This is a genomic window from Anaerococcus sp. HMSC065G05, assembly GCF_001812365.1.
Taxonomy (GTDB): Bacteria; Bacillota; Clostridia; order Tissierellales; family Peptoniphilaceae; genus Anaerococcus; species Anaerococcus vaginalis.
This window is the reverse complement of record NZ_KV808689.1, coordinates 23,865-38,134: the sequence shown is the minus strand read 5'-3', so window position 1 is coordinate 38,134 and position 14,270 is coordinate 23,865. Positions and strand designations below refer to the sequence as shown.

Below are 14,270 nucleotides of genomic sequence, written 5' to 3'. Positions count from 1 at the left end.
GAGTTTTTATGAAATTATTTTTTGATTGCGATGGAACAATCCTTGATTCCATGCACATTTGGCTAGAACCAATAGCAAAACTTTTAAAAGAATATAATTACAAACTTACAACCGAAGAGAAAGGAAAAATTGAAGCCTTATCATTTTTGGATACAGTAAAATGGTTAAAAGAAAATGTCTGCAAAGACAAAAGCGAAAAAGAAGTTTTAGATTATTTTTCTTCTACAATAACAGATGCCTACAAAAATCATTTGCTAGCAAAAGACGGAGCTGTTGAAATTTTACAAAAATTAAAAAACGATGGCTATGATATGTGTATTTGTTCATCAACTGACAAAATTCATCTAGAAAATGCCCTAAGAAGACTTGGCATAATAAATTTATTTGATTTTATCCTGACTCCAGATAAATTTCCTTACAAAAAAAGCGACAAGGAATATTGGCAAAAGGCACTCGATAACTATAAAATTGAAGCAAAAGACGCAGTTTTATTCGACGATGCCCTTTATGCAGTAAAATCCGCCAAAAAACTTGGAATAAAAACCGTAGGCATAAAAGATTTCCCATACAATGAAAATGAATGGCAAGAAATAAAAAAAGAAGCTGATATGGTAATTGATAATATCAAAGATATTGATATGGAAAAAATTAAAAATCTATAAAATAAAACCACCTAAAGGCTCATTGAATTATGGATTTTAGAAAACTGAATTAGAGAGTCTTTAGGTGGCAAGATGAAAGGTTAAGAGCAGAGATGTTCTTAGCCTTTTTAATTTAATTAATTGTATAATGATAGCTTTCAACTGGCTTGACTTATCTTTTATAGTACGTGAATATGTGTATAGTAAAAAAGGAGAGTTAAGCATGAAACAAAAAATTTTGGAAAGATTAGAAACAGAAGTTAATACTTGCAAAAGATACGCAGAAAACTGAATTAAGAAAGCAAAAAAGGAAAAGTTGGATCAGCCATTAACTTTTTAGATATTGCAGTAACAGCAAAAAAATGTGCTGATAGACTTCATGATGAATTTTGGAAAGTATTAGACGGAAAACTAACAGAGGAAGAATTCAAAATTTTTTGCGAAGCCGAAACATTGAGCCAAGAAAAAAATAAAGTTTATATTGAGTTAAACATGGAAATAAATAAGCAATTAAGCATTTAACACTTTCAAATTTCAACAGTAATACCTTTTATTCTATTTGCCAACCCGCTACATCCGTTAAAATTTGCATAGTAAATAATTGGTATCTTAAAAGCAGAAGAAAAGCACCAATCATTTCTGATTGATGCTTATGATTGTTATTTAATTATTATCGGTAAACCGAAAATTGTGCGAGAACGCACAGAGGTCTTAATGACCTCGATGCTTCTCTTTTTTCTTTTTTTGTTTCAGTTCAAACTTTCGCTGTGCTTTTGCCAGATTACGTTCACGGTTTTCCACCTTGCGTTGCTGTTTGTTCTGCTCCTGTTGCAGTTTTAGAGCCTGCTGTGATTTAGTACCAATGCTAGTTTTCTTCATTTCCTTTCTTACTTCACGTTGCGCTCTCTTTGGATTCTTTTTGGTTTCCTTTACAACAGTTGCCACAGCGGGGCTGAATTGTAAATCATAATAGTGTTTAAGGACAAAATCCAGAATCTCGTAATCTTTTGGTTCTGCTCCAAAAGTTACTTTAGCCACAGATAATTTTCCATTCTCGTTTCTTTCAAATACACCTACCCAAAATGGCTCTTCAAAAAACACCGTACATTTACCTATTACCTTTGCTCATGCAATCCATCCTTAAAGATTTAGATGAGCAAAGAACGGACAACCCGGAGGGGCAGGTTACTTACCCTGACAAGCAGGACGGCCGGGCTACCTACCGGCTCTAGTACGTTGTTGGATGTACATTGCGTTTTTATCTTTGCCTTATTTATAATCAAGCCTAAACGACTAGATTGACAAATTTTGATTTTGCACTACTCTTCGTATTTCGTGTATTTATCAAGCTGAACATCAATATCACGACCACCATACATCACTCGCATGATGGAAACTGTCATATTACCATTATCTACAATATAAAGAACGCAGTAATTATCTACCGAAACAATATGAAGCCCACGGCTTTTCCACGGTTCCCTGTCATAAAAACGATATCGTTCCGGCATATAATCAAGACTCATAATACACTTTTCTATTCTGTCCAGCTGGCCACTAGCATTCTCCGGTGACTGCAGTTCGTAGGCAATATATTCATAAATGTTACGGATATCATTATCTGCCTGATCTGTAATTTTGATAGTGTAAATCATAGATTGTAATCTTTACGAATATCTGCAAAAACTGCATTCGCTTCTCTTGTTCTTCCCGCTTTGATATCTGCATATCCTTTCTCAAGTTCTGCATTCAGTTCTGCTTCTGATAAAAAGGACATATCTACAGGACGAGATGATGGAATTTTTACATCAAACGGAAGTCCTCTCTGAAGAATAATCTGTTTATAAAACATATTGATAGCATTGGAAGCAGGGATGCCCAGTGCTGATAAAATGCTTTCTGCCTGTTCTTTCACTTCCGGCTCAATGCGAGCATAGAGATTCGCTGATTTTGCTGCCATATAAAGCACCACCTTTCAGATATTTTCTTAATCTTATCATACACGTATGTGAGTACAATAGCAATACAAACAACATATCTTTTTCAGCTTCTTCATCAGAACTTATTAAAATTCTTAAAAAATATCCCTCTTGAATATTGCTCGATACTAACGAGGCACTGTTGCATAAAAGCAAAATACCACATCTTTATATCCTATTCAGTTTTACAAGATTAGCTCCTCTTGAATCTGCAGCCAGAGAAAGTTTTTTCGTACTCGGTTCAATACTATCTTCCTTGGTTTACGATTCAATAGACGGATTGGATTAAGAGCGGTTACAGAATCAATCTATCTGTTTGAAGCTTTTCTATTTTCCATCTTTACATATATCATTAGTATACTTAAAAATCCTTAAAAAAATGATGAAGTAATTTGAAATTAAAAGTCGGAAATTTTCTTCATAATCTCCTGCATTCTATTTTCAAAAAGCCCTGCCGGTATTAATGCGATCCCTGTTTCATCGCTTAGCACTATCATTCGGTCGCCAGCTTTAATAGCAAAATGATCCCTGGTTGCTTTTGGAATGACAATTTGTCCTCGATCACCAATTGTGACTGTACCCCAAATATTCTTTCCCTTCTGTGCAGGTGGTATGATGCCAATATCTGAAACCTCTTCGGTTTTTATTAGTCCATCAATTGTTACCCCATATAGTTCAGCCAAAGATAGAGCCTTATCAATATTTGGAGTAGTAGTGCCACTTTCCCATTTTGCATAGGCTTGACGGGAAATACCTATTTTTTCTGCTATTTCTTCCTGAGAATAGCCATTTATTTTTCTAAGCATGATTAGATTATCTTTAAGCATAGAATTCTCCTATAAATCAATTTTTTCAAAATCTATGGTAGCTTTCCTGAATGCAAGATATGTCATAAATAAAAATACGATTATTCCAGAAAGTAAAAGGATAATCTGTAGAAAAATCTCATCGAATCCAAAAGCGTTTAGTGCCTCAAGCCCAGGAATGTGATGCAGTGTTTCTGAAATACCAATAGTTATAAAAGCTGCAACCATATATAAGATAAAAGGATTGCCAATTTTATATCCGGTCTTAAAAAATCCTCCAACAAATATAACATTAAAAAGACCAAATAGAATAAGAGCTGTCCCCAAAAAGAAAGGATTCGCATTCATCAATGCATTATCCCTATATACTTGTGAATCAAATAAAATAGTCATGCGAACAAGAGTACATATTGTCATGACGATAAATCCACAAAGCTCAATAAAAATGACAAACTGAAACTTTCCCTTCACCACATCGCTTTTTGCAACTGGCAATAAAGCGGTGTAAACTATATCGTTTGCTTCTCTTGCACTTTGGAAGCTCTGATAAATTCCAAGCGTGATAAAAAATACTCCGCAAAGAATTGGATATCCCGGCAAAAGGGCCATAAAACCAAATGCAATAAATAAATAGGTAAGTATTAGTGCACTTAGTCGCATTTCTTTTCTTAATAATGCATTCATAATCTTACCTCCTTCTCTAGCCTTAGGAATATTTCTTCAAGGGATTCTCCTGGCAAGCCGTAGTTTTTAATAAAGTCCTCTCTTCTAGATTCAACCTTGATTTCACCTTTTTTTATATAGATAATATTATCAGCACATTTCTCCAAATCGGATGTGATATGAGTTGAAAAAAGAATCGTAACTCCATGCTCTTTCAAGTTAATAAAAAGATCCAAAAGCTCGTCACGTGAAAATGGATCTAGACCGCTTGTTGGTTCGTCAAGGATCAAAATTTCTGCCTGATGTGAAAGAGCAAGAAGAAGATTAAACTTTACTTTCATTCCTTGCGACAATTCAATTGGCTTCTTGTTTTCGTCCAAAGAAAACATGGTCATGTATTTTCTATATGCATTTTCATCCCATGTGCTATAAAAAGTTTTACTGACACCGATGATTTCTTTTATTCTCTTTCTTGGATACCAGCTGATACTTCCAGTGGAGTAGCCTATCTTCTGTTTAATCTCTGTTTCGTGCTCATTTAGTGGTATGTCAAAATACTTAATTTCACCGCTTTTTGGATGAATAAGATTTAGCATCGCCTTAATAGTCGTGGTCTTTCCCGCACCATTTCTGCCTATAAATCCAGTAATCTTTTTGCTCTCGAGCGAAAATGTAACATTATTTAAGCAAAATGAAGGGTAGGTCTTTGAAACATTTCTAACTTCTACAACATTCATAAATTCCTCCAAATGTATGATTCTTATGAATATTGTAATTAAAAGTTGCTTTTGAATCAACCAACTGGAATTTACATCTATTGTTATGATTTGTTGCTACAATAGAATCGCGATGAACAATTCTTAACAGAAAATTAAGATTGTATCCTCTTGTTATATTTCTTCCTTGAAAATAGATAAAGTTACTTAAGCTGTTTATTTGATCTATCAGCTGCATTATATCTAAGAGTTTATATTAAAATGCCAATTTGTTCATTTTCTAATCTTAGTTCTAAAAGTTCTAAATGTTGCTACTGTGTTTATATGGATAAATTTATAAATTTCCAAAGTTCCCCCAAAAAATTACCTCCACAACTTAAATTTTAAATATCTCTATTATACTATCCCTATAGATTACCATTTAAAAATCGGCACAAAGGTTAATACATTCATGCCGATTAAATTCTAAGGAAATAAATCCCTAATTAAGAACCACCAAACGGTGGTTCTTTTTTTGAATATTTTTCTTATTTTAAAAACTTATCTAAAATCTATAACTTTTAAATTCTTTTTCATTTTCTTTTTCAAAAGAAAAAGTGAAAGAAGTCCTTTTATAATTGATGTTATTGTCATTGATAGCCAGATTCCCAAAACGCCAAAATATGGCATTAATAAAATTGATATTGGAATTCTTGCTGCATTAAATATTATAGAAATTGCTGATGGCGTTCTTGTATCTGACAAGCCTTGGAAAATCCCTGTAGAGCCTATTTCTAATGCCATCATAAGTTGGCTTGCTGAAAGAATTGCCAAATATTTTGCACCCAAATTTATTGTTTCCAAATCGCCTGGCACAAAAATTTCAAATAAATAATTTCTAAATGCAAACAAAATAATTGTAGCTATAATTCCAATTGCCCCAACAAGTTTTAGACTTTCTTTGACGCCTTTTTTTACCCTATCCATTAAGCCTGCTCCGTAATTTTGTGCGATTAATGATTGAACTACAACTTGGCATCCTTCTGTTGTTTTCCAAGAAATTGATTCGAGCTGACTTCCTATCGAATAAACTGCAACTGGTTTTGGTCCAAAATTTGCCATTAATTTATTTAAAATCATAGTTATTAGAGCGTGAATTCCGCTGATAAAAGCAACTGGAAGCCCTAGTTTAAAAATTCTCACTTGCCATTTTGTTGAAAGTGTAAAATTTTCAAGAGAATCTTTTATTACGCCAACTTTTCTTTTCATAACAAATAAAAATATAAAAAATACAGTTGCTTGTCCCGTAACAGTTGCTATTGCCGCACCCCTTATTCCTAATTGAGGAATTGGTCCAAGACCAAAAATAAAAATCGGATCAAAAACTATGTTTAAAACCAAACCAATTGTATTTATTTTAAAAGGAGTAATACTTTCTCCAATAGAATAAAATGATTGGGAAAAAATCGGATTTAAAAATACAAATATATAACCCAAAGCTGTTATAGAAAGATAAGCATTTGCAAAATTTGAAACCTCTGCTCCTAGTTTATAAAAATCTATAATATAAGTTTTGAAAGTAAATATTAAAATTATGTAGATTATTGAAGTAATACTTCCTTGCAAATATCCATTTTGTAAAATCAAAGACGTAAGTTTTTTATCTTTTCTTCCATAGGCTTGAGCCGCATAAACTCCTCCGCCAATTTTCGCAATCAAAGACAAGGCCTCAGCAATCCAAGCCAAAAAATAAGAAACCCCAACAGCAGCGACAGCATTAGAGCCAAGTCTACCAATCCAAATCATATCTACCAAAGTATAGGCGATTTGGACAAAAGCTGTAAGAGTTAAAGGAATGGATAATTTTATTAAAGATTTTCCAATATTTTCCTTTGTAAGATCAATATTTTTTCTTTTCTCCATAGGCATCTCCTTTATATTTTTCAAAATTTTTTATCAAATCTATTAGACTAATTAAAAATAATTATTTAAATCTCTATAATCTCCTAAATTTTACAAAAAAGGAATTTAATTGTCAATATTTATCAATATCAAAAACAGATTTTTTGAAATTTTTAAAAATTTATAATTTATTTAAAAATACTTCCTTTGACTTTTAAAATTTTAAAGAAAAAACTCCTAATCATTTTGATTAGAAGTTTTAAAAAATATTTACCAGTTTTTTATTTTTTATTCTATTATAAGAGAAGTTTCTGGATCAAAGAGATAGGTTTTTTCCATATCAAAAGCAAATTTTACTTCTTGTCCAACTTTTGCTTTTGTTGATGGATTTACTCTTGCTGTTATTTGATCTTCGCCTAAATCAAAATACAAATAAACTTCTGCTCCCATTAGCTCAAATACTCTAATTTTTGCATTTATTATTGAGCCATCGCTTGCTTTTTCTAAAAAGTCTTCTTCGTCATAAATTGATTCAGGTCTTATTCCAAATACAACTTTTTTTCCTATATAATCCTTATCGATTAATATGTCTGCTTTTTCCTTTGGAAGTTTTAATTTTAAATAATCATTTTCTACGAATACTTCTTCGCCTTCTTTTACCGCTTTAACATCTATCAAATTGATTTGTGGTGAGCCTATAAAACTTGCAACAAATAAATTTTTTGGATGATCGTAAAGATTTTGTGGTGTATCAATTTGTTGAACAACTCCATCTTTCATTACAACTATTCTTGTTCCAAGAGTCATTGCTTCTGTTTGATCGTGAGTTACATAGATCATTGTTGTTCCCAATTTTTGATATAATTTTGAAATTTCAATTCTCATTTGAACTCTAAGTTTTGCATCAAGGTTACTTAATGGCTCATCCATCAAAAATACTTTTGGATTTCTAACTATAGCACGTCCCATAGCAACTCTTTGTCTTTGTCCACCTGATAATTGTTTTGGTTTTCTTTTTAATAGATTTTCTATATCCAAAATCTTTGCTGCTTCTTTTACTTTTTTGTCAATTTCATCTTTTGGCACCTTATTTATTTTTAATGAAAATGCCATATTATCATAAACTGTCATGTGTGGATAAAGAGCATAATTTTGGAAAACCATAGCTATATCTCTATCTTTTGGTAGAACGTCGTTGACAACTTTCCCATCAATTTTTAGCTCTCCAGAGCTTATATCTTCAAGCCCTGCTATCATTCTAAGAGTCGTAGATTTTCCACAGCCTGATGGTCCTACAAAAATTATAAACTCCTTGTCCTCTATTTCCATATTAAAATCTTTTACAGCATGAAAGCCGTTGTCATAAATTTTATTTATATTTTTTAAACTTAAATTTGCCATTTTTTCTCCTTTAATATTAAAATTTACAGGGTAAATCTATAATATTATGAATTTATTTCCTATTTTTTTCTATAATTTCTTTCAAAAATTCTTCTTTTTCTTTTAATTTTTCCATTGATTTGAATTTATAAGACCAATTTTTTTCATCCAAGGTGGCTGGTGTATTTATTCTTGCTTCTTTGCCCAAGCCCAAAATATCTTGTAGAGGAATTATTACATATTCGCTATCGCACCTCATTGCAAATTCAAAAAAATTATCGTAAATATTTTCGTTTCTTATGCCGATTTTTTGGAAAAGTTTGTTTATATTTTCTTTTTCTTCTTCGCTTAAATCTTCAAACCAATCCATTATCGTTTTGTTATCATGTGTTCCTGTATAACAAATTGAATTTTTTGGTGCATATATATAATTTTTTTCAGTTGCTCTTATATCTGTTTGAATTATTACCATTCCTTTTAGGTTAAAATAATCTCTAAGCTCAAAAACTTCTGGTCTTATTTCTCCCAAATCTTCTGCAATAAATTCTACATCTTTCAAATCTTTTTTTATTTTTTCAAATAATTCATAGCCAGGTGCAAAAAGCCATTCGCCTTCTATGGCTGTTTCATTTTTTGAATCTATTACCCAATAAGTATCAAAGGCTCTAAAATGGTCAAGCCTTACTATATCGTAAAGTTTTCCGTTATAGGCAAGTCTATTTATCCAAAAAGAAAAATCATCTTCTTTTATTTTTTCCCAATTATAAATAGGATTGCCCCATCTTTGTCCTGTAGCTGAAAAATTATCTGGTGGAACACCTGCAATTAATTTTGGATTGCCATCTTTTGTTATTTCAAAATATTGTTGATTTTCCCAAACATCAAGGCTATCAAGTCCTACATAAAAAGGAATGTCTCCAACAATTTTTATATTATTTTCGTTGGCATAAGCCTTTAATTTCATCCATTGTTTGTAAAAAATATATTGAACAAAAATTTCATAATTGATTTTGTCTTCATAAGCTGTTAAATCGAATTTTTTATCTACAATCCAATTTTTCATCTCATCTGGCCATTCATTCCAGCTTCTTAAATTATTTTCTTTTTTTAAAGTTATAAAAACTCCATAATTATACACAAAATCAAATTTCAAAAAATCTTCGTAAGCTTTTGTTTGATTTTCTTCAGTTTTTTTAAAATTTTCGTAGGCAATTTTTAAATATTTTTCTTTAAATTTTCTTACAAAATTATAGTCAATTCTTTCTTTTTGCTCTATTTTTTCAGCCCTTTTTTCAAGCAGTCCGTCTTCATATAGCAAGTCTAAACTTATATAAATTTCATCTCCAGCAAATGAGGAATATGGCTGGTAGGGAGAATTTCCATATCCTAGGGGATTTAATGGCAAAATTTGCCACATATCGAATCCTGATTTTTTGATTATATCTATAAAATCAAATGCAGCTTTTCCAAAATCTCCAATCCCATTTTCTCCATTTAGACTTTGAAGGGGTAATAAAATACCTGCTTTTTTCATTCTAACTCCTTACTAACAATTGGTGCTGTTGTTTTTCCTACAAACAATTCAGCATCAAATTCCATTATCTTTTCATACGGTTTTTTCTTTATTATTTTAAATAAATCTTTTACTGACTCATAAGCAATTTCTGATGCTGGTTGGATTATGGTTGTGATTGGTTTCAATAAATATTTATTTATTTCCAATCCATCAAAACCTGCAACTGAATAATCTCGCGGAACTTTTTTACCAAAATCATCTATTGCCTTAATTGCTCCCATGGCGACTACATCAGATATTGCAAAAATTGCTGTGCATGGAATATTTTTTTTCACAATTTTTTTGCCTACTTCATATCCGTGTTCCATGGAATAGGGATTTGTTCCCTTTTTTGGATAAAAAATTAATTTTTCATCAAATTCTATCTCATTTTCTTCTAGGGCTTTTTGGTAGCCCATAAGCCTTAACTTTCCTATACTTTGATCTTCAATTCTTGGCGCTATAAAAGCAATTTTTTTATGCCCAATGCTTATCAAATAATTTACTATTTTTTTGCTTTGAACAAAATCATCTACGCCCAGACAAGCTGATTTTTTTATTTTTAAATCTTTGTTTATTATTGTCGTCATTGTAAAAGGAATTCCCAAAGAATTTAATTTTTTTCTATCTTCTACAAAATATCCACCCAAAAATATTATTCCTTCAGGCTTTAAATTTTTTACAACTTTATAAGCTATATCAATCTCACTTAAATGTTCTTCTACTTTTTGTAGGGCAAAAGTGTAACCAGCTTTTGTTATTTGTTCTTCGAGAACCTTTAACATTGGTGTAAAAAATGGATTTGTAATTCCTTTTATGAGAACTGCTATTGTTTTTGTTTTTGTAATTTTTAAATTTCTTGCATTTTGATTTGGCACATAGCCTAAATCATCAATGGTTTTAAGAATTTTTTGCTTGGTAGCATTACTTATTTCTCCACCATTATTTATAGCTCTTGAAACAGTGCTCACACTTACCCCACACATAGATGCTATGTCTTTTATGGTTACTCTTTTCAATTTTTTATCCTTTAATTGCTCCTGCCGCAACTCCTTTAACTATGTGTTTTTGCATAGTCAAATAAAATACTATAACTGGCAACATACTAAGAACAAGCATAGCCATCATAGCTCCCAAGTCTTTGTTTCCATTACTTCCTACAAGCATTTGGATTACAACTGGAATTGTTTTGTATGGAGTACTTACTCCTATTACAAGATATGGAAGAAGATAATCATTCCAAATCCACATTGTATTTAAAATCGCAACTGTAATCGCTGTTGGTTTTAAAATCGGAAGAATTATATAAAAGAAATGTTTTATTGGCGAACATCCATCTATCATTGATGCTTCTTCGATTTCTATTGGGATTGATTTTATAAATCCCGAAAACATAAATACTGAAAGCCCACTTCCAAATCCTAAATATAAAACAACCATACCGATTGGATTATTTAAATGTAGAAAGTCTGCAACTTTTATTGTTGGAAACATAACCATTTGGAAAGGTACTATCATTGAAAATACAAACAAGTAATAAATCACTTGTGTAAATTTATTTTTTACTCTTGTTAAATAATAAGCAGTCATTGCTGATAAAAGTACAACTACAAAAACTGAAATTATTGTTATAAAAAATGACCAACCTGCAGCTTGGAAAAATCCTGTTCTTGCAAGTCCAGAAACATAATTTTCAAGCCCTGCAAAAGTATCTCCTGTTGGAAGTGTAAAAGGAGAAGCGCTTATGAAAAATTTTCCTTTAAAGGAATTCATAAGGATAAAGGCAATAGGAAATAGGAAAATCCCAAGTAGAAATAACATTATTACAAACAAAATTGCATTTATGGTTTTTTCTTTCATTATTGTTCCACCTCTTTTTCTCTGGTAAGTCTGATTTGAAGATAGGCAATGGCTGCTACTATAATAAAGAAAATAACCGCTTTTGCTTGTCCAACTCCTTCAAATCCATTTCTTGAAAACATAGTATCTACTATATTCAAAGCTAACATTTCCGTCTTATACAATGGTGCTCCTGCTGTTAAAGCAAGGTTTTGATCGTATAATTTGAAACTGTTTGTTAGTGTTAAAAATGTACAAATTGTAATTGATGGCATAACCATTGGAATTGTTATAGATTTTAAAGTTTGCCACTTACTTGCTCCGTCAATTTCTGCCGCTTCTATAAGTGATGGTGGGACATTTTGAAGACCTGCTATATAAATTACCATCATATAACCAATCAATTGCCAATTCATAAGTATTACCAAGCCCCAAAATCCATATTTTTGATTTGCTAAAAGCGTTTGTCCAAAATTTAATAAAAATGAATCAATCATAACTTGCCAAGTATAACCAAGGACTATTCCACCGATTAAGTTTGGCATAAAAAATACAGTTCTAAATAAATTTTTGCCTCTGATTTTTCTTGTAAGAACAACAGCTAGGGCAAAGGCTATAACATTTATAGAAATTACACAAACTATAGTAAATAAAACCGTAAAAACAAAAGCTCTACCAAATCTTTGTCCGCTTGATAAGGCTGTTACATAATTTTGAAAACCTACAAACTCAGAATTAAAAATTGTAGTGAATTTTGTAAAAGAAAGTCCGATTCCAAGTATAAAAGGAATAATAAAAACTATACAAAATACTAAAAAAGTAGGTAATACAAAAAATGGGAAATATTTTTTCAATATTTTTTCCATAAAAACCTCCTTTATGGATTTGTTTTAAAAAAAGTCTGAATGCAGGATTGATTTTTAATCAAGCTAACATACATTCAGACTATTTTTTTTCTATCACAAAGATAGATTAATTTAACCTATAATCTTTTTCGGCTACTAATTTTTTTATTTTGCAGCAGCTTTTTCATCTTTCCATGTTTTTACAAAAGAATCTTTAACTTCATCCCATTTCATTTCTCCAGATGCATATTGTCCTAGAGCTTGTCCAAAGAAATCTTTGAATGCTTGGCTTGGGAATGATGTGAAGTTCCAATCAATATTGTATAAGTCTTTGTCAGACATATATTTTACAACTTCTTTTGCAAGAGGATCTGATGGTTGATCTTTTTCTTCAAATGTATCGAAAGGTGAAATGAATCCTAAATCTTTTGTTACAAATTCTTTTCCTTTTTCAGAAGTAAATAACCAAGTTAAAAATTCTTCTGTAGCTTTTTGGTCTTCTTCGCTAGCTTGTGAATTTACAGAGAAGAAGTTTTCTGTACCAACACAAATACCTTGTTTTTCTTCGCCTTTAACACCTGTATAGATTGGTAAGAATTTAATGTTTTCTTCTTTTACTTTGTTTCCAGAAACTTCAGAAATTTGGCTCCAAGCCCAGTTACCATTTTGAACAAAAGCAGCTTTTTCAAGAGCAAATTCAGCCATAGAATCAGTAACAGCTTTTCCAGTTAAAGCATTTGGATCAACTGTAGAATTTTTAATATAAAGATCAAAAATATTTTTGTAATTATCAGCATATTTGAATTTAACTTCATCCATATCTTTTACTTTATTATCTTTATATTCATAATAAATTGGTAAGTTTGCTAAGTGAGTTTGCCATCTCCAATCTTCACCTGGTTTTAAAGATGTAGAAGCAAAAGCTCCGTCGATGCCAAGCTCTTCTTTTTTAGCTTGCATATCTTCAGCAACTTCTTTTAATTTTTCAAAGTTTTTAATTTCATCAACACTTTTAATCTTTGCACCATCAAGGCCTATATATTTTTGTAAAATTGCATCGTTGTAGATAATTCCATATCCTTCAACTACATAAGGAATACCAAATACTCCTTCTCCATCTTTAACAGCAAGTTCTTTGTCGATAAGATGTTTGTAAAGTTCAGAATCTTTCAAATCTTTTGTGTAATCTTTCCAATTTTGGTAGCCAACAGGACCGTTGATTTGGAAAAGAGTTGGTGCATCCTTTTTAGTAATTTCTGCTTTCAAAGTAGATTCATAAGTACCACTTGCAGCAGTAACAACTTTTACAGGAACGCCAGTTTCATCAGTATAAGTTTTTGCGATTTTGTTCCAAACTTCCTCAACTTCAGGTTTAAAGTTTAAATAATAAACAGAACCCTTTGCACTTTCTCCGCTTCCTGCATTAGAATTGCTGTTATCAGCATCATTTTTTTGTCCACAAGAAGTAAGAGCAAGAGAAGATGCAAGCACTAAAGCAGTTGTCAATAACGTTTTCTTCAATTTCATAAAAAATATTCCTCCATTTTATTTTCCAACTAACCAAAAACTTTTATAAAAAGAAAACCCTAAAAATCCCTCTATTAATATTTTTTTAGAATTTTTCAATTTCTTTGCATTTTTAAAAAATTTAAAGCAAACAGTTTTCGGTATCGTTTCCGTAAATTCACTATATCATATTCCAAAATAAAAATCAAGACTTTTTTTGAAAAAATTTAAAAAATTTAAAAAAATAAAATCCCATAATTCCAAAGACTAAAAAAGAAAAATAAAATTTTTTAAAAATTTTTTCAAAAAAATTATGAAATTTTTTATAAAAATAAAAAATATTAATCAAAAAAATAATGATTTCCCTAAGACTTTTACTTCAAATTATTTTATCCAATAAAAAAAGACCATAAGGTCTCAGACTATCGGCAAAGTATACAAATCCTCATGCTAAGAATA

At 30.9% G+C, this 14,270-nt stretch carries 14 protein-coding genes; 1 reads left to right on the top strand and 13 read right to left on the bottom strand.

The window, feature by feature from the left end; translation table 11 throughout:
• The first annotated feature begins 8 nt into the window (after positions 1-8).
• On the top strand, positions 9-662 hold the full coding sequence (locus HMPREF2852_RS01885; RefSeq protein WP_070605609.1) for an HAD family hydrolase: 654 nt from the start codon (positions 9-11) through the stop codon (positions 660-662).
• A 690-nt stretch (positions 663-1,352) separates the two neighbouring features.
• Here HMPREF2852_RS01885 and HMPREF2852_RS01880 read toward each other — a convergent pair.
• The 13 genes from HMPREF2852_RS01880 to HMPREF2852_RS01820 all read right to left on the bottom strand — a co-directional run bounded on the left by HMPREF2852_RS01880 (position 1,353) and on the right by HMPREF2852_RS01820 (position 13,832).
• Entirely contained in the window at positions 1,353-1,742 is a 390-nt protein-coding gene (locus HMPREF2852_RS01880; protein ID WP_261667884.1) for a YjdF family protein, read from the bottom strand.
• A gap of 218 nt (positions 1,743-1,960) precedes the next feature.
• Complete coding sequence (locus HMPREF2852_RS01875) at positions 1,961-2,296, bottom strand: type II toxin-antitoxin system RelE/ParE family toxin (RefSeq protein WP_070605605.1); 336 nt, start codon at positions 2,294-2,296, stop codon at positions 1,961-1,963.
• The gene (locus HMPREF2852_RS01870; protein WP_070605603.1) at positions 2,293-2,601 is read right to left on the bottom strand and encodes a type II toxin-antitoxin system RelB/DinJ family antitoxin; all 309 of its coding nucleotides are present in this window, start codon (positions 2,599-2,601) and stop codon (positions 2,293-2,295) included. Before HMPREF2852_RS01870 ends, HMPREF2852_RS01875 begins: the two co-directional genes overlap by 4 nt.
• A 417-nt stretch (positions 2,602-3,018) precedes the next feature.
• Positions 3,019-3,447, bottom strand: a complete 429-nt coding sequence (locus HMPREF2852_RS01865) for a helix-turn-helix domain-containing protein (RefSeq protein WP_070605601.1) — start codon at positions 3,445-3,447, stop codon at positions 3,019-3,021.
• Positions 3,448-3,456: 9 nt separating this feature from the next.
• On the bottom strand, positions 3,457-4,110 hold the full coding sequence (locus HMPREF2852_RS01860; RefSeq protein WP_070605599.1) for an ABC-2 transporter permease: 654 nt from the start codon (positions 4,108-4,110) through the stop codon (positions 3,457-3,459).
• Positions 4,107-4,826 carry an ABC transporter ATP-binding protein gene (locus HMPREF2852_RS01855; protein ID WP_070605597.1) on the bottom strand — a complete coding sequence of 240 codons (720 nt, stop codon included), beginning with the start codon at positions 4,824-4,826 and terminating at the stop codon, positions 4,107-4,109. The genes HMPREF2852_RS01860 and HMPREF2852_RS01855 overlap by 4 nt, the downstream gene beginning before the upstream one ends.
• A 519-nt stretch (positions 4,827-5,345) precedes the next feature.
• Entirely contained in the window at positions 5,346-6,707 is a 1,362-nt protein-coding gene (locus HMPREF2852_RS01850) for an MATE family efflux transporter (protein WP_070605595.1), read from the bottom strand.
• A gap of 267 nt (positions 6,708-6,974) precedes the next feature.
• Positions 6,975-8,087: an ABC transporter ATP-binding protein gene (locus HMPREF2852_RS01845; protein WP_004839663.1), complete on the bottom strand. Its 1,113-nt coding sequence runs from the start codon at positions 8,085-8,087 to the stop codon at positions 6,975-6,977.
• Between the two features lie 52 nt (positions 8,088-8,139).
• Positions 8,140-9,600, bottom strand: a complete 1,461-nt coding sequence (gene malQ, locus HMPREF2852_RS01840) for a 4-alpha-glucanotransferase (RefSeq protein ID WP_070605593.1) — start codon at positions 9,598-9,600, stop codon at positions 8,140-8,142.
• Complete coding sequence (locus HMPREF2852_RS01835; RefSeq protein WP_070605591.1) at positions 9,597-10,640, bottom strand: LacI family DNA-binding transcriptional regulator; 1,044 nt, start codon at positions 10,638-10,640, stop codon at positions 9,597-9,599. The genes malQ and HMPREF2852_RS01835 overlap by 4 nt, the downstream gene beginning before the upstream one ends.
• A 4-nt stretch (positions 10,641-10,644) precedes the next feature.
• Positions 10,645-11,481 (bottom strand): carbohydrate ABC transporter permease, encoded by an 837-nt coding sequence (locus HMPREF2852_RS01830; protein ID WP_070605589.1) that lies wholly within the window; start codon positions 11,479-11,481, stop codon positions 10,645-10,647.
• A complete protein-coding gene (locus tag HMPREF2852_RS01825) occupies positions 11,481-12,326 on the bottom strand; it encodes a carbohydrate ABC transporter permease (protein ID WP_004839658.1) in 846 nt (281 codons plus the stop codon). Before HMPREF2852_RS01825 ends, HMPREF2852_RS01830 begins: the two co-directional genes overlap by 1 nt.
• A gap of 144 nt (positions 12,327-12,470) precedes the next feature.
• Positions 12,471-13,832, bottom strand: a complete 1,362-nt coding sequence (locus HMPREF2852_RS01820) for an ABC transporter substrate-binding protein (protein ID WP_070605587.1) — start codon at positions 13,830-13,832, stop codon at positions 12,471-12,473.
• Positions 13,833-14,270: the final 438 nt, after the last annotated feature.